Below are 19,512 nucleotides of genomic sequence, written 5' to 3' on the forward strand. Positions count from 1 at the left end.
CAGAACTGCCCAGAACTGCTCAGAACAGCTCAGAACGGCTCAGAACGGCGTGGCCGTCGAGAGCACGGTGCCGTCGGCGTCGTACGCCGTCGCCCGCACGTCGGCCAGCTCCGGCGACGTGAGCCCGTCGGGCAGCCAGAACATCGCCACGCCCCCGCCCACCGCGGCCTCCAGGACCTCGCCGTCCACGTCCACCGTGACCTGCTCGACGTCGGGTCCGACGCGGAGCGCACCGGCGACGTCGCGGGTGGGCCCGTCGGGGTCGTCGGACGCGGCGGTCAGGCCGATCAGCCCGACGTCCGCAGCGGGCCGCAGCAGGTCCCAGCGGCCGGTGACCGCGCTGCGCAGCCGGGTCCCGCGCCGGGCCTCCTCCTGGAAGGTGCAGAGGGCGTAGCTCCCCTCGACCCGGTAGACCGCGACGGTCTGCCCCCCGCGGGTGTCGGCCGCGACCGGGGCGGAGCCGGGCGCCAGGTCGACGCCGAGGTCGCGCACGTGCCGCGCACACTCGCGACCGGTCTCGCCGGCCTCCGCATCCGCCAGGTTCACCATCGCCGGTCCCCACGCGGCGCGGGCCTCCGGCACCAGCGGCGAGCTGCCCGGCGGCGCCACCACCGACGCACCGAGCATGCCCACCGCGCCGACGGCGGCCGCGGCCACCACGCCGCCGGCGACCGCCCGGCGGCGGCGCCGGCCGAGCCGGTCGCCCCGGGCGAGGATGCTCTCGACGGGTGTCTCCATGGTCAGGTGCGACGTCTGCTCCTGCAGCGCGCCCCGCACATCCCTGCTCGTGTCCATCAGTGGCTCCTCTCGGGTTGGTTGAGGTGTGAGCGGAGCGTCGCCAGCGCCCGGTGGAGCTGGGAGGCGACCGTCCCCGGTGCGATGCCGAGCCGGACGGCGGTCTGCTCGGTGTCGAGGTCGAGCAGGTACCGCAGGACCACCACCTCGCGCTGACGGGGCGGCAGCAGCCGCAGGGCCGCGACCAGGTCGGCGCGGTGGTCCTCCCCGGCCGAGACGGCGTCGAGCGGCTCGGCCGCCGGTGACTCCCGGCGCCGCTTGCGCCACCAGGAGATGTTGGCGTTCACCGCGGTCCGCACGACCCATGCCTCCGGAGCCTCGAGGGTCCGCACCCTGCCCCAGCGCGACCAGGCCCGGGCGAACGCCTCGGCGAGCGCCTCCTCCGCCTCCTCGGGGCGCATCCCGGTCCCGACCACGGCCCGGAGGCACCGGTCCTTGCTGGCCCGGTAGAACTCGCTGAACTCGACGCTGCTCACACTCCGGTGACGCGCGGGAGGCCGGATCCCTTGCACGCGTGTTCCCCTTTCTCCCGGGCCGCTCGGGTCGTGTCCTCGGGCGGCGTCCCGACGGCGTCCCCGGGGCCGTGAAGGTCCGGACCGTACGCTCGGAGAGGTGACCACGGTGCGCGAACGGCTCGGCGAGGCCCTCTTCCTGCGGGTCGCCGGCCCCGACGGCGCGAAGCAGGCGGCGCGGATCCACGGCCGGCCGGGCCCGCGCTGGTTCGAGCCGGACAGCGCGATCGCGCGCGTCCACGGCGACGCATCGATGTTCGTCGGCGGCATCCGCGCGCTGCTGCTGCAGACGCTGCACCCCGCGGCGATGCGGGCGGTCTCCGAGCACTCCGGCTTCCGGGGGGACATGTGGGGCCGGCTCGCGCGGACCAGCACGTTCCTCGCGGTCACCACCTTCGGGCACGCCGACGACGCCCAGCAGGCGGTCGACGCGGTGCGCCGCATCCACGACCGGATCACCGGCACGATGCCGGACGGCTCGACGTACGCCGCCAGCGACCCGCACCTGCTGCGCTGGGTCCACGTCGCGGAGGTCGACAGCTTCCTGCTGGCTCACACGACGTACGGGGCGGAGCCGCTGGACCAGGCCGGCCGCGACGAGTACGTCGCGCAGGTCGCCGAGGTCGGCCGCCGGCTCGGCGTCGTCGACCCGCCGACGACCGAGGCCGAGCTGCGCGAGGCGCTCGCGGCGTACCGTCCCGAGCTGCGCGGCACCCCCGAGGCCCGCGAGGCGGTGCGCTACCTGCTGTTCAAGCCGCCGCTCCCGCTGCCGGCCCGCGCGCCGTACGGCGTGCTGGTGGCCGCCGCGGTCGGGCTGATGCCGGCGTGGACCCGCCGGCACCTGCTGCTGCCGTGGCTGCCGGTCTCGGAGCGGACCGTCGTGCGCGTGCTCGGCTCGTTCGCGGTCGGCACGATCCGCTGGGCGATGACGCCGCCGTCCCAGCGGGCGTCGGCCGCCGCCTCCGGCGATTCTTGAGCGAACGCTGAGCCGATCTTGTGCGGGGCGGGGGTCGCGCTTCCTACGCTGTCCGCATGGGGACCCTCACCGCCCGCCGCCGGGCCTCGGCGCTCGCGCTCGTCGTCGGCCTGCTCGCGTCGCTGGTGGTCGCGCTGGTGCCGGCCGCGCCGGCGCAGGCCGCGAACGGCAAGGTGGTCGGTGAGGTCATCGGCAGCCAGGGGCGCGGCGTCAACGTCAAGATGCTGTGGTTCGACAAGGACTGGCGCTACCTCGGTGCCCGCAGGGTCCAGGGCAACATCTACTCGCTGTCGCTGAAGCCGGGCACCTACCACCTGCAGTTCGTCGACCAGCGCCCCTCCTACGACGTCACGAAGTACGCCCCGAGCGACGTCCGCGTCGTCGTGCGCTCGGGCGTCGTCGTCCAGCGCAACGTGAAGATGCGCCGCGGCGCCGCGATCACCGGGACCGTCCGCGCCGGCGGCCGGACGGCCGGTGGTGCCCGGGTGGTCGCCGCGAACGGCAACGAGCAGTCCTACGAGGTCAAGGCCAACCGCAAGGGCCAGTTCGCGATCGGCGGGCTGCCCGCCGGCAGCTACTCGGTCTTCACCTTCGACCGCCAGGAGACCTGGGTCGGGAAGTCGCTGTGGGTGCCGGGCCTCAAGCGCGGCCAGGCCTCGAACGTCCGGATCGCGCTGACCAAGCGCGGCGGCAGCCTGCTGGTCCAGCTGCGCCGCCCCGACGGCGGCAAGATGCCCGGCTCGTTCTTCGTCACCGCGGTCAGCAAGGTCACCGGCCAGTTCTGGACCCAGCGCGCCCGCCGCGGCGAGGTCGCCTTCCGCAACCTCTTCCCCGGCGGCTACCGGCTCGTCGCGCCGGGCGTCGGCAACTACTTCGCCCGCACCGCCAACATCCAGGGCGCCCGCGTCCACGCCGGCCGCGCGGACCTGGCCAGCTCCTTCCGGTGGAGCCAGCGCGGCGCCTGGATCACCGGCACCGTCGTGGACGAGGCGGACGCCGAGACGCCGATGGCGCGTGCCCAGGTCATGCTCTTCGACAAGTTCGGCACCAAGCTCGACGAGACCTCGACCAGCAGCAGCGGGCGGTTCACCCTCGACGGCCAGCTCGCCACGCAGAGCGGGCTGAAGATCGTGGTCAACCCCGAGCCGAACGGCGGGGGCTGGATGGCCGGCGCGGAGTGGTGCCAGTTCGAGGGCACCACGTCGGGCCCGTGGTCGGTCTTCACCGGTGAGCAGCTGCCGATCGACGAGCCGATCCTGCTCCCCCACCGGATCACCAAGGACACCTCCGAGCAGTGCCTCGTCTGATCCCCGGCCGGCCACCGACCGGTCCGGGCTCAGACGACCGACATGTCCGCGTCGCCCCAGTAGGCGCGCATGCTGGTGATCCTGGCGTCGTCGTCGAAGGTCATCACGTCGAACGGCGCCAGCACGTAGGTCTGGTCACCGGCCCTGGTGCGCACCTCGAACGCGAAGACCGCCTCGCCCGCGACGACGCGCGCGTCGACCAGCCGGGTCTCCTGGTCGAGCCCCTCGAGCGTCGCGTAGAACGCCCGGATCGCCTCGCGGGTGGTCAGCGGCTCGCTGCCCACCGGGTCCTCGACGGTCGCCCCGTCGGCGTACAGGTCGACGATCTCGTCCGCGGTGCCGGTCGCGACCAGCGCGACGTACCTCTCGACGACGGCGCGGACCGCTTCGTTGCTCGCTGGCATGGCTCGCACCGTAGCGGCTTTGCCACACTGGGCGGGTGGACGACGACCATCTGCACGCCTCCTGGCCCCTGACCACCGGCGAGGAGGTGCGCGACGCGCTGGCCGCGGCGTACGCCGCGAGCGACCGCGACTACCACGACACGCGGCACCTGGCGGAGGTGCTGGCCCGGCTGGCGGAGCTCGCCGACCGGGGAGCGGCCTACGACCCGGTGCCGGTGCTGCTGGCCGCGTGGTTCCACGACGGGGTCTACGACGGCGAGCGCGACGCCGAGGAGCGCTCCGCCGCCTGGGCCGAGGACGCCCTCGCGGGGCTGGTCCCCGAGCCGGTCGTGGCCGAGGTCGCGCGGCTCGTGCGGCTCACCGAGACCCACCGCCCGGCCGACGACGACGCCAACGGCTGCGCGCTCTCCGACGCGGACCTGGCGATCCTGGCGGCGCCGCGGGCGCGGTACGACGAGTACGTCGCCGCCGTGCGCCGGGAGTTCGCCCATCTCGACGACGACACCTTCCGCGAGGGCCGCGCGCAGGTGCTGCGGTCGCTGGCCGCCAAGGAGCACCTGTTCCACACGCCTTGGGCGCGCGAGCACTGGGAGGCGCCGGCCCGGGCCAACCTGGCCCGCGAGCTGGAGGAGCTCGCCGGCGCAGCGGCCTCCGCCTAGCGGCCGGTCTTGCGGCGTCGCAGCCCCGCCGCGACGAGCCGTGCGACGAGCTCGCGGGAGCTGACCGGGTGGGCGCCGGAGGAGACGACCCGGTCGTACCACTCCGCCGGCACGTCGTAGTGGTCGCGGTCGAAGCCGCGCTCGGGGAGACCGAGCGTGCGGGCGAACGCGTGCAGCTCCTCGAAGGAGGCGTCGCTGGCGACGTGCGACCACAGCCGGCCGTGGCCGGGGGCGTTCGGCGGGTCGATGAGGATCACCGGCCGACCCTCACCCCAGCAGCCGGCGCCAGGAGCGGACGTGTCCGGCGTCGACGTAGGAGCGGTACGACGCGCCGGGTCGCACCTGGGTGTCCACCGCGAGCTGGCGCACCCCGGCGCGCAGCAGCCACGGGACGTGCTCGGCCAGGAGCCCGCCGCCCGCCACGACGAGTCGCGCGACGGCCGGGTCGGCGGCGGTGGCCAGCAGGTCGTCGTACCCGACGGCCATCCCCTGCGGCGACCCCGCGGAGCGGACGCCGACGAGCCCGGGCAGCGTGCGGACGCGGCGCCAGGAACGGCGGGGGTCCAGGGAGGCGTCGAAGGCGTCGGAGAAGGTCCACGGCAGGCCGTCGGGCAGCCGCTCGGCCAGGTGCGTGCACACGGCGAGGTCGACCTCGAGGTCGGCGTCGAGGAACCCGAAGGAGAAGCCGGCCGCACCGCACGCGGCGTAGTCGGCGGCCAGACCGACGAGCCGGGCCAGCTCGCCGCCGGTCGTCGTCCAGGAGTCGGTCAGCCGGAGCTCGACGTGGACGGGCAGGTCGGACTCGCGGCAGACCGCCGAGACCACGGCGGGCTCCGGGGAGAGCCGGCCGGGCGCCGCCAGCCGGATGCGGTGCGCCCCGCCCTCGGCGGCGCCGGGCACGTCGCGCTCGTGCGCGACCGCTACCTCCAGCACCGGCGCGAGCGCCGGATCGCGCGCCGGGTCGAGCACCGTGTCTCCCACGGGCCCAGGCTAGGGCCCGGTGCCCGTCACCGGCGCCCACCGGCGCGCCACGTCGGCGAGGACCCGCCCGACCAGCGCCGGCGGCGGCCGCTCCCAGACCTCCTCCCAGCTGGTGCGCCCCTCGCGGACCCGGGTCCCGATGGCCTTCAGCTCGACCGGCGCGTCGCCCCCGCAGGCGGCTGCCAGCGACTCGCGCATCCCGTCGTCGAGCCGCTCCCCCGCGTCCGCGGTCACGCCGCCAGCTCCTCGAAGACCGCCAGCCGGTCGTGCTGGACCGCGGCCCAGTCGGCGACGGTGCGGTGCAGGTCCACGACGGTCTCGACGAGGCCGACCACCCGGCGCACGTCGTCGACGATGTCGGTGACGGCGTCGAGGCCGCGGAGCGCGAGCTCACCGGCGAACGTCGCCCAGCCGGCGGGGCCGCCGACCCGGGCCAGGAGCCGGCGGGCGAGACGCGCGATGGCCTTGCCGAGGTCGACGAGCAGCTCCTCGACCCGCACGCCGAGGCGCTCGGAGACGTCGGCGATCTCCTCGAGCAGCAGCGAGCCGCGGCGCACCACCTCGGCCAGCCCGCGGGCCGCGACGGCCTGGACGCCCAGCCGGGCGGTGAAGGCGGTCCCGGCGAGCCCGTCCCACCGCGGGTCGACCGTCGCGGCGACCCGCAGCAGGTTGCCCGTCCACGTGCCGAGCGCGGCGGCCACCTGGTGGCACGCCGCCGCGTTCTGCCGGATCGCGCCGTAGTCGCCGGTCAGCGGGAGGACCAGCAGCTCCTCCAGCGAGCCCTCCGGCAGCAGCGGCAGCCCGGCGCCGACCTGGTTGAGGGTGCGGATGCCGGTGTTGACGACGTCGCGCAGGGCCGAGACGGAGGCGTCCCACAGCTCGAACGTCGCGTCGTGCCGCAGCTCGGGCAGGCCCGGCTCGGGATCGACCAGGTGCAGGCCGACCAGCATCACGCCACCTCCGGCAGCGGGGGCAGGCACTCCGGGACCGCCGCGTCGGACGCCTCGATCTCCCGGGCGGCCGCCTCGACGCCCTGGACCAGGTCGGCGAGCGCGTCGACCGCCGTACGCCCCGCCGCCTCGAAAGCTGCCCGCACGCCGTCCATCGCCTCGGCCAGCGGCCGCAGCAGGCACACCGGGCTGGGCTCGAAGCCGTCGCGCCGCGCCACCCAGGCCACCGCGTGCGCGGTGATGTCGGCGGCCTGCCCGGCCGCCTCGTCGAGGACGCCCGGCAACCGCCGCAGCTCCTCCCAGTCCCTCACGAACAGGTCCATCTCCCACCTCCCGAGCGGGGGTCGCGCAGCGCGACCCGGTCCCCCGGGATTGCCCGGCGCGGGCGGGCCTTGAAACGCGCGCCACGATGGGCCTGTGGACAACGCGCTGCTGATGAACGCCCGGGCCCGGGTGCTGGCCGACCTGGAGGCGCGTCGGCACGCCACGGCCGCCGCCGTCTCGGCGCTGGAGGACGCCTGCTCGGCGCGGCAGTGGTGGGCGGAGCAGTGGCCGCAGGGCGAGGTGTACGTCGCCGGGCTGGTCGCCCAGGACGTGCAGGACGCGCTGCTGGAGACCGCGGGCCGGTGGCCGCTGTGCCTCAGCTGCGAGGACGCCCCCGAGCACGCGCTCTACATCCAGCCCGACCTCGGCGGACCGGACCCGGTCTGGGTGTGCGAGGAGTCCGGCCAGGCGATCGCGCCGCTGGGCGGTCTGTAGCCGCCGGCCGTGCCCGCCCGGCGGCTGTGCCCGGCTGTGCCCGGCTGTGCCGCCGGGCCCGCGGGGTCAGGCGTCGGGGCGGGTGGCCCGCCCGTCGAGCCAGAGCGTGTCGGAGGCGTCGCGGTGGCTGCCGCTGGTGCCGACGTGCTTGCTGCTGATCCGCGGGCCCTTGACCACCACGTGGGCGAGCGCGGCGGCGTGCCCGTGGCCGAGCCCGTGCTCGGCCTTGAACCACGCGATCACCTCGCTGGTCCGCGACGAGGTGTCGAGGCCGTGGGCGTTGGCCTGCTCCACCAGCGCCCGGGGGGTGAGCCCGGTCTGCTCCTCGGCCTTGTCGAGATAGGCCTGGAAGGACATGGCGCGCTCCTGTCGTCGGTGCCCGGGCGGCACGGTCGAGGTGGCCGACCGGCGCCGGGCGGCGTACTCATCGCTCGCGGGCGTGGGACGTCCCACGGGTGACCCCGACAGGCCGAGGAAGACCCTCAGGACTCCTGGCCGAGCTGCACCCAGAGGGTGAACCGGTCCGCGCGGTAGACGGTGCGCGAGACCTCGACGACCTTCTCGCCGGCGATCGCGCGGCGGGAGTGCCGCAGGACCGAGGCACCGGCCTCGACCTCGAGCAGCGCGGCCTCCTCGGTGGTGGCCTTGTCGGCGGTGATGGAGTCCTCGGCCCAGGTCGGGCGCAGGCCGCGCGACTCCAGCGCGTCGTACAGGCTGGTCGGCATGCCGCTCTGCAGGAAGCCGGGCAGGAGCACCTCGTTGAGATAGGCGTCCTCGAGGCACATCGGCTTGGCGTCGGCGCGACGCAGCCGGCGCCAGTGGATGACGGCGTCGCCCTCGCTGAGGCTGAGCGCTCGGGCGACGCCCGGGCCGGCCTGCTCGCGGCGGGCGAGGAGGGTCTGGGACTCGGCGAGGAGGCCCCGCCGGTTCATCTCCTCGGTGTAGCCGGTGATCTTGCTGGCGGTGCGGCGCGGCCGCGCCACGAACGTTCCGCGGCCGGGGATCCGCTCGAGCAGACCCTCCACGACCAGCGCGTCCATGGCTTGGCGCACGGTCATCCGTGCGACGCCGAAACGGTGGACCAGCTCACGCTCCGAGGGAGCGGGCGATCCGGGAGCGCACCCGGTGACCAGGGAACGCACGTACTCGCGCACCTGGACGTGCTTGAGCGCACGTCCATCAGTCACCAGCACTTCGTCCACGAGGGTGAGCGTAGGCGGACCAGACCACCCCTGTCCCCGGTTTGGCGAAGGAAACGCGGACGTGAGGCAGCGGACGCCGTCCGGAGGCCCGATCCGGCCGGTCCGGTCAGTCGGTCGCGATCGCGCGCAGGACGTCGAGCCGCGCCGCGCGGCGCGCCGGCAGCACGGCGGCCAGCACGCCGACGACCACCGCGACCGCCAGGAACGCCGACAGCTGCCCGACCGGCACGCTGACCACCTCCAGCCCCTCGTCGCGAAGGGCCCGCATCAGCACGACGCCGAAGAAGGTGCCGAGCACGACCCCGAGCACCGCGCCGAGCACCGCGATGACGACCGACTCCAGCGTGATCATCAGGCGCAGCTGGGCCCGGCTGAGGCCGATGGCGCGGAGCAGGCCGACCTCGCGGGTGCGCTCGATGACCGAGAGGGCGAGGGTGTTGACGATGCCGAGCACCGCGATCACCAGCGCCAGGCCCAGCAGCGCGAAGACCATGAGCACCAGCTGGTCGATCGGCTCGCGCTGCTCCTGCGCGAAGCCGGCCTCGTCCTTGACCGTCACCACGGGGTTGGCGGCGACCACCTCCTCCAGCCGCTCCTGCACGCCGGTCGCGCCCGGCTCGGCGTCCACGACGACGTAGTTGTCGCGATCGGGGAACCCGGCCGCCAGCAGCGTCCCGGTGGTGGTCAGCAGCGGGAAGAACACGATCGGGTTGTCCTCGAAGACGCCGACGACCTCCCACGACGTCTCCCCCGCCGGCAGGTCGAGGGTCACGGTGTCCCCGACGGCGATGCCCTCGTCGGCGGCCCACGACTCCTCGACGAGGACCGTCTCGTCGCCGAGCGGGTCCGCCGAGCCCTCGACCAGCCGCAGGCCGAGGTCGTCGACGCTGCCGGGATCGGTCGCGGCGACGCCCTGCCCGTCACCGTCGCGCTCCCCGAACGCGAACCGCTCGCGCAGCACGGAGGCGACGCCGTCGACGTCGGCCATCCGATCGGCGACGGCTGGGGAGAACTCGCCGCCGAAGGCGCTGCTGACGACGTAGTCGCCCACGAAGCTCTCCGCCACCTGGCGGTCGACCGTGGCCTTCGCCGAGTCGCCGAGGATCGCCATCGTGCAGGCGAGGGTCAACCCGATCATCAGCGCCGACGCGGTCGCGGTCGTGCGGCGCGGGTTGCGCAGCCCGTTCTGCCCGGCGAGGTTGCCGACGGCCCCGAAGACCCGGGCGTACGCCGCCCGCGCGGCCGCCAGGAACGGCCGGCTGAGCACCGGGCTGGCCGCGGCCACCCCCAGCAGCACCGCCAGGACGCCGAGCCCGACCCACCAGCCGGCGCGCGGCACGTCGGCGAACAGGCCGGCCGCGAGCACGGCCAGGCCGACCACCGCCAGCGCCAGCCCAGCGACGAGCCGGCGGCGCAGCGAGCTCTCCGGCAGCGCCACGTCGTCGCGCAGCGCCTGGACCGGCGCGATCCGCCCGGTGCGCCGGGCCGGCAGCCAGGCCGCGGCCATGGTGACGAGCACGCCGACGGCGTACGCCGCGACGACGGTGCGCGGCTCGAAGACCAGGCCCTGCCCGGTGAGGTCGAGGCCGAAGGTCGCGGTCACCGCCCGGATGCCCATCGCGAGCAGCACGCCGAGGCCCAGGCCGGCACTCGCGCCGACCGCGCCGAGCACGAGCGCCTCGAGCAGGACCGACCACGTCACCTGCCGGGTGGAGGCGCCGAGGGCACGCAGGAGCGCCAGCTCGCGGCTGCGCTGCGCGACGAGGATCGAGAAGGTGTTGACGATGAGGAAGGAGCCCACGACCAGCGCGATACCGGCGAAGATCAGCAGGAAGGTGGTCAGGAACGAGACCGCCTCGAGCAGGTCCGAGGCGCTCTCGTCGGCGGCGTCGTCGCCGGTCACCGCCTCGACGCCGTCGGGCAGCACCTCGCGGACCCGCTCGGCGAGCTCCTCCTGGGTGACCCCGTCCTCCGCGGTCACCCACACGTCGTTGTAGACGTCGCGCCCGTCGAGGAACAGCTCCTGCGCCGTAGCGGTGGCGAACTGCGCGAGCGTCGCGCCGTTGAGCGAGCCGCCCTCCGCGAACTCGGCGATGCCGACCAGCTCCGCCTCGAGCTCGGGGCGGTCGGTGGAGGTGACGAACGGGACGGTGTCGCCGACGTCGTACCCGGCGCGCTCGGCGGTCCGCTGGTCGAGCACCACCTCGCCGGCCCGCTGCGGCTCGCGGCCCTCCTGGACCACCAGGCCGGTGAGGCCGTGGCCCGCAGGGGCGTCGTTCCAGTTGCCGCCGAGCGCCGGCGGGCCCAGTCCGCCCACGACCTTGCCGTCGGTGTCGACCACGAAGACCCCGACCGCGGTGACGTTGCCGTCGGCGCGGGCCGCCCCGGGGACGTCGGCGAGCTCCCCGACGAGCGCGGCCGGGAGCGTCCGGGTCGAGGGCGCACCCTGGGCGGTCGTGCCGCCCTCCGGCCGGACCACCACGTCGCCGACGGTGGAGGCGAACAGCGCCGTGAAGCTGCGGCCCAGGGTGTCGGAGAAGACCAGCGAGCCGGCCACGAAGGCGACGCCGAGCACGATCGCGAACGTGCTCATCAGCAGGCGCAGCTTGCGCCCGAGCAGGCTCCTGAGCGCGACGCGGATCATGCGGGTGCGCTCATCCGGGCCATGACCTCGAGCACCTGCTCGCGGTCGGGCCGCCGCAGCTCGTCGACCACGCGGCCGTCGGCGAGGAAGACCACCCGGTCGGTGTAGGCCGCCGCGACGGGGTCGTGGGTGACCATCACGACCGTCTGGCCGCCGCCCTCCTCGGGCGGGGCGTCCACGCTGCGGCGCAGCAGCCCGAGCACCTCCGCACCCGAGCGCGAGTCGAGGTTGCCGGTGGGCTCGTCGGCGAAGACGATCCGCGGGCGGCTGACCAGCGCGCGGGCGACGGCGACGCGCTGCTGCTGCCCGCCGGAGAGCTCGGTGGGCCGGTGGTGGAGCCGGTCGCCCAGCCCGACCGCCGCGACCACGGCGTCGTACCACTCCTGGTCGGGGCGGCGGCCCGCGATGGACAGCGGGAGCACGATGTTCTCCCCCGCGGTCAGCGTGGGGACCAGGTTGAAGGACTGGAAGACGAAGCCGATCTCGTCGCGCCGCAGCCGGGTCAGCGCCTTGTCGCCCATGCCGGTCAGGTCGCGACCGCCGATGAGCACCTCGCCGGAGTCGGCGGTGTCGAGCCCGGCGCAGCAGTGCATGAGCGTGGACTTGCCCGAGCCGCTGGGCCCCATCACCGCGGTGAACTCGCCCGCGGCGAGGTCCAGACTGACGTCGTCGAGGGCGCGCACGAGCGCCTGGCCGGTGCCGTAGGTCTTGGTCAGGTGGCGCACGCGGGCGGCCGGCTCGGTCATGGGTCCCACGATCGCGCCCCGCACCGACACCGCGCCACCCGACGTTCCTCCTTGCGGGTGAGCGCGCGTCGAACACCCGTTCGATAGCCTGGGTGGGTGGACTTCCAGACCTCGCTGTTCCAGGCGGAGGCTCCGGCGCAGGAGCCGCCCCGCGCCACCCTGGTCGCGTCCCTGGCGCGGACCGAGCGGATGCCGCTGACCGAGGGCGCCTGGGTCGACGTGTGCCGCAGCTGGCTGCCGCGGGCCGACGAGGTGTTCGAGACGATGGTCGCGCAGGTGCCGTGGCGGGCCGACAAGCGGCAGATGTACGACCGGCTCGTCGACGTGCCGCGGCTGCTGCACACCTACATGATCGGCGAGGAGCTCCCGCACCCCGTGCTCACCGACGCCCGCGAGGCGCTGAGCGAGCACTACCTGCCCGAGCTCGGGGAGCCGTTCCGGACGGCGGGCTGCTGCTGGTACCGCGACGGGCGCGACAGCGTGGCCTGGCACGGCGACACCATCGGCCGCGGCTCGACCCGCGACACGATGGTCGCGATCGTCTCCGTCGGCGACCCGCGGAGGCTGCAGCTGCGACCGCGCGGCGGCGGTGAGTCGATCTCGATCGAGATGGGCCACGGCGACCTGCTCGTCATGGGCGGCTCCTGCCAGCGCACCTGGGAGCACGCCGTGCCGAAGGTCGCGCACGCGGGGCCGCGGATCTCGGTGCAGTTCCGCCCGTTCAACGTCTTCTGAGCGCCGGGGCCGAAACCCGCGTGCCGGACGTCGGCGGCCGCTGGGACACTTGTTCCCCTCATGAGCAGCTCGGACCCGACGTCACGCCTGACCCTCTCCTCCTTCTGGCACGACCTCCCCCGAGAGGGGAAGCTGCTGCTCTCGGTGGTCGTCCTGGAGTTCCTCGGCACCGGCCTGGTGCTGCCGTTCCACGTCGTCTACCTCAACGAGGTCCGCGGCATCGCGCTCAGCGACGTGGGCCTGCTGCTGGCGGTGCCGCCGCTGGCCGGGCTGCTCGTCGTCGGCCCCAGCGGCACCGCCATCGACCGGTTCGGTGCCCGCCGGATCCTCATGGGCACGCTCGTGCTGCTCTCGGCGGGCAACGTGCTCCTCGCCTCGGCCACCGACGCGCTCACCGCGGGCGTCGCGCTCGCGATGACCGGCATCGCGGCCGGCGTCTCCTGGCCGGCTTCGCAGAGCCTCATCGCCGCCGTGGTGCCGCGCGGGCTGCGCCAGCGGTACTTCGGGGTCAACTTCACCCTGCTCAACCTGGGCATCGGGATCGGCGGGGTCGTCGGCGGCGTGGTGGTCGACGTCGAGGAGGTCGTGACGTTCCAGGCGATCTACCTCGCCGACGCGGTCAGCTACCTGCCGGCGCTGGCGCTGCTGGCGGTGCCGCTGCGCCACGTCGCGGGCCGCCCCGAGCACGACGAGGACGCCGCGCAGGAGCCGTCGTCGTACCTCGCGGTGCTGCGGCGCCCGGCGGTCGCCTCGCTCATGGCGCTCGGCTTCGCCGCCTCGTTCGTCGGGTACGCCCAGCTCAACGCCGGCATGCCGGCGTACGCCCGGGCCGTCGGCGAGGTGTCCACCCAGGGCCTCGGGATCGCGTTCGCCGCGAACACGCTGGTCATCGTGGTGCTCCAGCTGGCGGTGCTGCAGCGGATCGAGGGGCGGCGGCGGACCCGGGTGATCGCGGTGATGGCGCTCGTGTGGGCCGGCGCGTGGCTGCTGCTCGGCGGCTCCGGCCTGGTGCCGGGCACGGTCGGCGCGACCGTGCTCGTCGCCGCCTGCGCCTCGGTCTTCGCCCTCGGCGAGACGCTGCTCCAGCCGACGATCCCGGCGCTGGTCAACGACCTGGCCCCCGACCACCTGCGCGGCCGCTACAACGCGCTGAGCTCGGCCGCGTTCCAGTCCGCCCAGGTCGTCGCGCCGCCCGTCGCGGGCTTCCTCGTCGGGCACTCGCTGGGCGATGCGTACGTCGGCGTGCTGGTCGCCGGCTGCCTCGGCGTCGCCGTGCTCTCCGTCGCACGGGTCGAGCGGCAGCTGCCGCCGGGGGTGAACGGCGTCCGGGCGCCGGCTCCGCTGGAGGAGACGGCGCCCGCCGTGGCCGGGGCGACCGGCGAGCCGTTCGCGGGCCCGGTCAGCGGTGCCGGCGGCGCCTGAGCAGCACGAGCAGCAGCACGACGAGCAGGCCGACGCCGGCCTGCCTGCCGTACGACTTCAGCAGCACCGGCAGGACCGACGCGCCCAGGTCGAGCGCGTCGTTGCCCCCGCCCGGCGCCGGGCGGGTCGCCGGCGCCGGCCGGGGCGCGACCGGCTGCGCGTCGGTGCCCGAGACGACCGGCGCGACCTCGTCCGCGGTCACCTCGTCGTCGGGGGACGTCGCCGTCCCCGAGGCGAGCGACTCCGCCGCGGACTCCTCGGCCGGGGTCGGGGTCGTCGCGGGGGCGGCCTCGGGCTCGGGCTGGGCCGACAGCCGCTGCTCGAGGCAGGCGACGAACTGCCCGAGCAGCTTGTCGGAGACGTCCTGCATCACGCCGCGGCCGAACTGCGCCGGCTTGCCGGTGATCGACAGGTCGGTCACCACGACGACGTCGGTCGCGCCGCTCTCGCCCGACGGCGCCATCGTCAGCGTGACGGTGGCGCCGGCCGTCCCGTTGCCGCGCTTGTCCTTGCCCTTGGCCTCCACGACGAAGGAGTGCGCGGTCTCGTCCTTCTCCACGAACGTGCCGGAGCCGCCGTACACGAGCGCGATGGGGCCGAGCTTGACCTTGACCGTGCCGGTGAACGTCGTGTCCTCCACCGAGGTGACGACCGCGCCGGGGAAGCACTCGGCGACCGACGCGATGTCGTTGAAGTGCGCCCAGGTCTCCTCGACGCCGGTCGGGACGGTGAACTCGTGCCGGAGGTCCATCAGCCGCCTGCTCCTGCCGCGGTCAGGACGGCCCGCCGGGTCAGGACCGTCGCGAGGTGCCGACGGTAGTCCGCGTCGCCGTTGAGGTCCGAGGGCGGGTTGGTGCCCTCGGCGGCGTGCGCGGCGGCTGCCCGGACGGCGTCCTCGGTGGCCGGCTGACCGGCGAGGGCCTCCTCCACCGCACGGGCCCGTAACGGCGTGCTGCCCATGTTGGTCAGCCCGATCCGCGCCTCGGCGATCGTGCCTCCCTCCACCCGGACCGCGGCGGCCACGGCGACGATCGGCCACTGGTGGGCGACGCGGACGAACTTCTCGTAGTGGGCGCCCCAGCCGGTGTGCTTGGGCAGCCGGACCTCGGTGAGGATCTCGTCCTCGCCGATCGCGGTCTCAAAGAGGTCGACGAAGAACTCCTCGGCCGGGACCGTCCGGGTCCCGCCGGGGCCCTGGACGACGAACTGCGCGCCGAGCGCCAGCGTCGGCGCACCGAGGTCGCCGGCCGGGTCGGCGTGGGCCAGCGCCCCGCCGAAGGTGCCGCGGTGGCGGATCTGGGCGTCGGCGAGGTGCTCGATGGCCTTGCTCACCAGCGCGGCGTGCTCGGCGACCAGCAGGTCGGAGCCGACCACCGTGTGCGGCGTCATCGCGCCGACGACGACCGCGTCGCCGTCGTCGCGGATCCCGCGCAACGAGGGGATCCGGCCGAGGTCGATGACCATCTCGGGCGCGTTGAGCCGCATCCGGAGCACCGGCAGCAGGCTCTGCCCGCCGGCGAGGATCTTGGCCTCGTCGCCGTGCTGGGCCAGCGCGGCGAGCGCCTCCTCGACGGTGGTCGGGGCGAGGTAGTCGAACTGTGCGGGGATCACTGGGCACCTCCTGCGGTCCGGTCGACGGTGCCGTCCATGCCCGTCGACGCGTCGAAGTGCGGGGCCGCCGCACCGGTGGTCGGCTCGCCGCCCGAGCCGGCGTCCTGGATCGCCCGCCAGACCCGCTCGGGCGTGCAGGGCATCCGGATGTCGTGGATGCCGAGGTGGCGCACCGCGTCGACGACCGCGTTGACGACCGCCGGGGTCGAGGCGATCGTGCCGGCCTCGCCGACGCCCTTGGTGCCGAGCGTGTTGGTCAGCGACGGGGTCGTCGTGTGGTCGACCTCGAAGCTGATCGTGTCGGCCGACGTGGGCAGCAGGTAGTCGACGAAGGAGCCGGACACCAACGTCCCGGAGTCGTCGTACACCGCTTCCTCCCACAGCGCCTGCGCGATGCCCTGCACCAGGCCGCCGTGCACCTGGCCGGAGACGATGAGCGGGTTGATGACGTTGCCGATGTCGTCGACGCAGGCGTACTTCCGCATCCGCAGCGCCCCGGTCTCGGTGTCGACCTCCATCGCGCACAGGTGGGTCCCGTGCGGGTAGTTGAAGTTGACGGGGTCGTACGTCGCGTCGGAGTCGAGCGAGGGCTCCATCCCGTCGGGCAGGTCGTGCGCGGCGAACACCGCGCCCGCGACGTCCTGGATCGCGACGCCCTGGTCGGTGCCGCGGACCGCGAACCGCCCGCCGGTGAACTCCAGGTCGTCGGCGGACGCCTCCAGCATGTGCGCGGCGACGACCTTGGCCTTCTCGACGACCTTGTCGGTCGCCTTGACCAGCGCCTCCCCGCCGACGACGAGCGAGCGTGAGCCGTAGGTGTCCAGGCCCTTGTGGGCGATCTGGGTGTCACCGTGGAGCACCTCGACGTCCTCGAACGGCACGCCGAGCCGGTCCGCGACGATCTGGCTGAACGCCGTCTCGTGGCCCTGTCCGTGGGCGCTCGCGCCGGTGACGACCTCGACCTTGCCGGTCGCGAGCATCCGCACGCTCGCGTGCTCCCAGCCGCCCGCGCCGTAGTCGAGCTGGCCCAGCACGCGGCTGGGGGCCAGCCCGCACATCTCGGTGAAGGTGGAGACCCCGATGCCGAGCTGGACCGGGTCGCCGGACTCGCGCCGCCGGCGCTGCTCGGCCCGCAGCTCGTCGTACCCGAAGAGCTCCTTGGCGCGGGCGGTCGCGAGCTCGTAGTTGCCGGAGTCGTACTCCAGGCCCGCCACCGTGGTGAACGGAAACTCCTCGTGCTTGATCCAGTTCTTCTCGCGGATCTCCAGCGGGTCGACCCCGACCTCGGCGGCCAGCTCGTCCATCAGCCGCTCGATCGCGAAGGTCGCCTCCGGGCGGCCGGCGCCGCGGTAGGCGTCGGTCCACGTCTTGTTGGTCAGCACCGTCTGGACGGCGAAGTGGTAGGCGGGGAACTTGTAGATCGCGTTGAACATGAACGCGCCGAGCACCGGCACGCCGCCGCCGACGAGCGAGACGTAGGCCCCGAGGTCGGCGAGCAGCTCGACCTTGAGGCCGGTGACCGAGCCGTCGGCGTCCGCCGCGAGGGTGAGCTTCTGCCACTGGTCGCGGCCGTGGTGGCCGGCCATGAGCGACTCGCTGCGGGTCTCGGTGTACTTCACCGGCTTGCCCGTGCGGCGGGCCAGCGCGACGGTGATCCACTCCTCCGGGGTCGTCTGGAGCTTGCCGCCGAAGCCGCCGCCGACGTCGGGGGCGATGACGCGGAGCTTGGACTCGGGGATGCCGGTGGTCGCGGCGAGCGCGAAGCGCAGGATGTGCGGGATCTGGGTCGCCGACCACACGGTCAGCTGCTCCCCGGTCGGGTCCACGACGGTCGAGCGCGGCTCCATGAACGCCGGGATCAGCCGCTGCTGGCGGTACTCCCGCTCCAGCACGATGCCGCCGCTCTCGCGGGCCCGCGCGATGGCCTCGTCGACGGCGCCGCCGGTGCCGGCCTCGGCGGAGTCGAAGACCCAGTACGCCGACTTGTTGGTGCCGAGGTCGGGGTGGGCCAGGACGGTGTCCGCCGCGGCCTCCTTCAGGTCGAGGGCGGCCGGCAGCTCGTCGTACTCCACGTCGACGAGCTCGGCGGCGTCCCGCGCCTCGGCGGCGCTGCGCGCGACCACGACCGCGACGATCTCGCCGGCGAAGGCGACCCGGTCGATGGCGACCGGGAGGTGCGTCGGTGTCTTCTGGTCCGGCGTGATCGGCCAGGCGTTGATGAGCACGCCCTGGGTCTCGGCGAGGTCCTGGCCGCTGACGACGTCGACGACGTTCGGGCTCTGCTTGGCCTCGGTCGTGTCGATGCTCGTGATCCGTGCGTGCGCGAACGGGCTGCGGACCATCGCCAGGTGCAGCATGCCCGGCAGCACGATGTTGTCGGTCCACCGGGTGCGGCCGGTGATCAGCCGCTGGTCCTCCTTGCGGCGCCGGTCCTTGCCGATCTCCCGCTCCGGCGCGGTGGCCTCCGGGCGGGCCTCGGTGGCGGTCATGCCTGGGCCCCCTGGCCCGCGGCGTGCTGCACGGCCTTGACGATGTTGTGGTAGCCGGTGCAGCGGCAGAGGTTCCCCTCGAGCCCGAGCCGGATCTCCTCCTCGGAGGGCTGCGGGTTCTCCTTGAGGAGGTCGACGCTCTGCATGATCATCCCCGGCGTGCAGTAGCCGCACTGCAGGCCGTGGCACTCCCGGAACGCCTCCTGCACCGGGTGCAGCTCGCCGTTCTGGGAGAGGCCCTCGATCGTCGTCACCTCGCCGCCGTCGGCCTGGACCGCCAGCACGTTGCAGGACTTCACGCTCGTGCCGTCGAGGTGGACCGTGCACGCGCCGCAGTTGCTGGTGTCGCAGCCGACGACCGTGCCGGTCTTGCCGAGCTTCTCGCGGAGGTAGTGCACGAGCAGCATGCGCGGCTCGACGTCGTCGGCGACCTTCGCGCCGTCGACGGTGAGGTTGATCCGGACCATGACTCTCCTCGGGTGGACGCCGGGTGTGACCCGGCTCACGCTAGGTCGCCACGGTTGGGTGATCGTTGGTCCGCCCGGCCGCGGTGGCGACCGCCTCCGCTGGTCGAGCTGGAGGCGCGCGAGCGCGGACGACGTCGCGACCCGGTGAGCGCCCCCTGGTCGAGCAGCGAGCGCCGGCGAGCGACGTCGAAACCCGCTGAGCCCCGCTGGTCGAGCAGGAGGCGCGCCAGCGCCGACGTCGTCGAGACCCGGTGAGCCGACCTCCCGCCTGCTGGCCGCGGGATGGTCGCGGTGGAGGCAGTTACGGGAGAGGTACGCCGCGACGTGCGGTAGGCGTCCGGCTCCCGGCTGGCCGAGGAGGTCGCTCAGCGACCGTCTCGAAACCCGCCGAGCCCCCGTTGGTCGAGCAGGAGGCGCGCCAGCGCCGACGTTGTCGAGACCCGGTGAGCCGACTGCGGCCTGCTGGCCGTGGGTGGTTGCGGTGGCGGCAGCTACAGGATGGGTGGGCGGGGGGGTTGCGGTGGTCGTCCGGCTCTCCGGCTGGTCGAGGAGGTCGCTCAGCGACCCTCTCGAAACCCACCGGAAGATCGCCCCAGACCGTTGTCCAACATGCGGCCTGACCTGGGGAAACAGCGGTCTGACTGTCGGTGGCGGGTGCTTGAGTGGAGTCATGGTCAAGGACTCGAGACACCACGCGCACACCGTGTGCCGTGCTGTCGCGAAGTCCCGCAGGAAGGTCCGCGCAGCGGCCACCTCGGACCTGTGGCGGATGTCCGACGACGAGGTCGCCGCCACGCTCCTGGAAGCCACCCGACTCCGCGCCCAGGCTGAGGCGCTCGAGCTGCGGTTGGCC

General features: G+C 74.3%; 23 protein-coding genes. 7 read left to right on the forward strand and 16 right to left on the reverse strand.

Features of this window, described 5'->3' with window-relative positions; genetic code table 11:
• Positions 1-39 precede the first annotated feature (39 nt).
• Both QWY28_RS12910 and QWY28_RS12915 read right to left on the reverse strand, forming a co-directional pair.
• On the reverse strand, positions 40-795 hold the full coding sequence (locus QWY28_RS12910) for a hypothetical protein (RefSeq protein WP_300952960.1): 756 nt from the start codon (positions 793-795) through the stop codon (positions 40-42).
• On the reverse strand, positions 795-1,271 hold the full coding sequence (locus QWY28_RS12915; RefSeq protein ID WP_300952961.1) for a sigma-70 family RNA polymerase sigma factor: 477 nt from the start codon (positions 1,269-1,271) through the stop codon (positions 795-797). Before QWY28_RS12915 ends, QWY28_RS12910 begins: the two co-directional genes overlap by 1 nt.
• 136 nt (positions 1,272-1,407) lie before the next feature.
• On the opposite strand from QWY28_RS12915, the gene QWY28_RS12920 reads away from it, so the two are divergent.
• Positions 1,408-2,283 carry an oxygenase MpaB family protein gene (locus tag QWY28_RS12920; protein WP_300952962.1) on the forward strand — a complete coding sequence of 292 codons (876 nt, stop codon included), beginning with the start codon at positions 1,408-1,410 and terminating at the stop codon, positions 2,281-2,283.
• Positions 2,284-2,339: 56 nt separating this feature from the next.
• On the forward strand, positions 2,340-3,590 hold the full coding sequence (locus tag QWY28_RS12925; RefSeq protein ID WP_300952963.1) for a carboxypeptidase-like regulatory domain-containing protein: 1,251 nt from the start codon (positions 2,340-2,342) through the stop codon (positions 3,588-3,590).
• A 29-nt stretch (positions 3,591-3,619) separates the two neighbouring features.
• On the opposite strand, the gene QWY28_RS12930 is transcribed toward QWY28_RS12925, so the two are convergent.
• On the reverse strand, positions 3,620-3,994 hold the full coding sequence (locus QWY28_RS12930; RefSeq protein WP_300952964.1) for a nuclear transport factor 2 family protein: 375 nt from the start codon (positions 3,992-3,994) through the stop codon (positions 3,620-3,622).
• A 35-nt stretch (positions 3,995-4,029) separates the two neighbouring features.
• On the opposite strand from QWY28_RS12930, the gene QWY28_RS12935 reads away from it, so the two are divergent.
• Entirely contained in the window at positions 4,030-4,653 is a 624-nt protein-coding gene (locus tag QWY28_RS12935; protein ID WP_300952965.1) for an HD domain-containing protein, read from the forward strand.
• On the opposite strand, the gene QWY28_RS12940 is transcribed toward QWY28_RS12935, so the two are convergent.
• From QWY28_RS12940 to QWY28_RS12960, 5 genes are read right to left on the reverse strand one after another with little or no spacing between them, the layout of a single operon-like run.
• Entirely contained in the window at positions 4,650-4,910 is a 261-nt protein-coding gene (locus tag QWY28_RS12940) for a DUF4031 domain-containing protein (protein WP_300952966.1), read from the reverse strand. The genes QWY28_RS12935 and QWY28_RS12940 overlap by 4 nt on opposite strands.
• Before the next feature lie 10 nt (positions 4,911-4,920).
• Positions 4,921-5,634: a copper homeostasis protein CutC gene (locus QWY28_RS12945; RefSeq protein ID WP_300952967.1), complete on the reverse strand. Its 714-nt coding sequence runs from the start codon at positions 5,632-5,634 to the stop codon at positions 4,921-4,923.
• 9 nt (positions 5,635-5,643) lie between these two features.
• Positions 5,644-5,868: a hypothetical protein gene (locus QWY28_RS12950; protein ID WP_300952968.1), complete on the reverse strand. Its 225-nt coding sequence runs from the start codon at positions 5,866-5,868 to the stop codon at positions 5,644-5,646.
• Complete coding sequence (locus tag QWY28_RS12955; protein WP_300952969.1) at positions 5,865-6,584, reverse strand: hypothetical protein; 720 nt, start codon at positions 6,582-6,584, stop codon at positions 5,865-5,867. Before QWY28_RS12955 ends, QWY28_RS12950 begins: the two co-directional genes overlap by 4 nt.
• Positions 6,584-6,907, reverse strand: coding sequence for a hypothetical protein (locus QWY28_RS12960; RefSeq protein WP_300952970.1), 324 nt, complete (start codon positions 6,905-6,907; stop codon positions 6,584-6,586). The genes QWY28_RS12955 and QWY28_RS12960 overlap by 1 nt, the downstream gene beginning before the upstream one ends.
• 94 nt (positions 6,908-7,001) lie before the next feature.
• Between QWY28_RS12960 and QWY28_RS12965 the strand changes: the two genes are divergently transcribed.
• On the forward strand, positions 7,002-7,343 hold the full coding sequence (locus QWY28_RS12965) for a DUF8819 family protein (protein ID WP_300952971.1): 342 nt from the start codon (positions 7,002-7,004) through the stop codon (positions 7,341-7,343).
• Positions 7,344-7,409: 66 nt separating this feature from the next.
• Here the strand turns inward: QWY28_RS12965 and QWY28_RS12970 are convergent, their stop codons facing one another.
• The 4 genes from QWY28_RS12970 to QWY28_RS12985 form a co-directional block, all read right to left on the reverse strand.
• Entirely contained in the window at positions 7,410-7,796 is a 387-nt protein-coding gene (locus tag QWY28_RS12970) for a DUF4287 domain-containing protein (protein ID WP_300952972.1), read from the reverse strand.
• Between the two features lie 29 nt (positions 7,797-7,825).
• A complete protein-coding gene (locus QWY28_RS12975; RefSeq protein ID WP_300952973.1) occupies positions 7,826-8,530 on the reverse strand; it encodes a GntR family transcriptional regulator in 705 nt (234 codons plus the stop codon).
• Between the two features lie 121 nt (positions 8,531-8,651).
• Positions 8,652-11,189: an ABC transporter permease gene (locus QWY28_RS12980; protein WP_300952974.1), complete on the reverse strand. Its 2,538-nt coding sequence runs from the start codon at positions 11,187-11,189 to the stop codon at positions 8,652-8,654.
• Complete coding sequence (locus tag QWY28_RS12985; RefSeq protein ID WP_300952975.1) at positions 11,186-11,935, reverse strand: ABC transporter ATP-binding protein; 750 nt, start codon at positions 11,933-11,935, stop codon at positions 11,186-11,188. The genes QWY28_RS12980 and QWY28_RS12985 overlap by 4 nt, the downstream gene beginning before the upstream one ends.
• 96 nt (positions 11,936-12,031) lie before the next feature.
• Here QWY28_RS12985 and QWY28_RS12990 point away from each other — a divergent pair, with 96 nt between their 5' ends.
• The gene (locus QWY28_RS12990) at positions 12,032-12,670 is read left to right on the forward strand and encodes an alpha-ketoglutarate-dependent dioxygenase AlkB (RefSeq protein WP_439117252.1); all 639 of its coding nucleotides are present in this window, start codon (positions 12,032-12,034) and stop codon (positions 12,668-12,670) included.
• Positions 12,671-12,730: 60 nt separating this feature from the next.
• Entirely contained in the window at positions 12,731-14,092 is a 1,362-nt protein-coding gene (locus QWY28_RS12995) for an MFS transporter (protein ID WP_300952976.1), read from the forward strand.
• Here the strand turns inward: QWY28_RS12995 and QWY28_RS13000 are convergent.
• Genes QWY28_RS13000 through QWY28_RS13015 form a run of 4 tightly spaced genes read right to left on the reverse strand, consistent with a single transcriptional unit; the run spans position 14,070 to position 18,659 of the window.
• Entirely contained in the window at positions 14,070-14,843 is a 774-nt protein-coding gene (locus QWY28_RS13000; protein WP_300952977.1) for an SRPBCC family protein, read from the reverse strand. The genes QWY28_RS12995 and QWY28_RS13000 overlap by 23 nt on opposite strands.
• Positions 14,843-15,703 (reverse strand): FAD binding domain-containing protein, encoded by an 861-nt coding sequence (locus QWY28_RS13005; RefSeq protein WP_300952978.1) that lies wholly within the window; start codon positions 15,701-15,703, stop codon positions 14,843-14,845. Before QWY28_RS13005 ends, QWY28_RS13000 begins: the two co-directional genes overlap by 1 nt.
• Positions 15,700-18,192, reverse strand: a complete 2,493-nt coding sequence (locus tag QWY28_RS13010) for a xanthine dehydrogenase family protein molybdopterin-binding subunit (protein WP_300952979.1) — start codon at positions 18,190-18,192, stop codon at positions 15,700-15,702. Before QWY28_RS13010 ends, QWY28_RS13005 begins: the two co-directional genes overlap by 4 nt.
• Complete coding sequence (locus tag QWY28_RS13015) at positions 18,189-18,659, reverse strand: (2Fe-2S)-binding protein (RefSeq protein WP_300952980.1); 471 nt, start codon at positions 18,657-18,659, stop codon at positions 18,189-18,191. The genes QWY28_RS13010 and QWY28_RS13015 overlap by 4 nt, the downstream gene beginning before the upstream one ends.
• A 670-nt stretch (positions 18,660-19,329) precedes the next feature.
• Between QWY28_RS13015 and QWY28_RS13020 the strand changes: the two genes are divergently transcribed.
• Positions 19,330-19,512, forward strand: a 183-nt coding sequence (locus tag QWY28_RS13020) for a hypothetical protein (RefSeq protein WP_300952981.1), incomplete at its 3' end; no start/stop codon positions are given.

This window comes from Nocardioides oceani, assembly GCF_030412965.1.
GTDB classification, from domain to species: domain Bacteria; phylum Actinomycetota; class Actinomycetes; order Propionibacteriales; family Nocardioidaceae; genus Nocardioides; species Nocardioides oceani.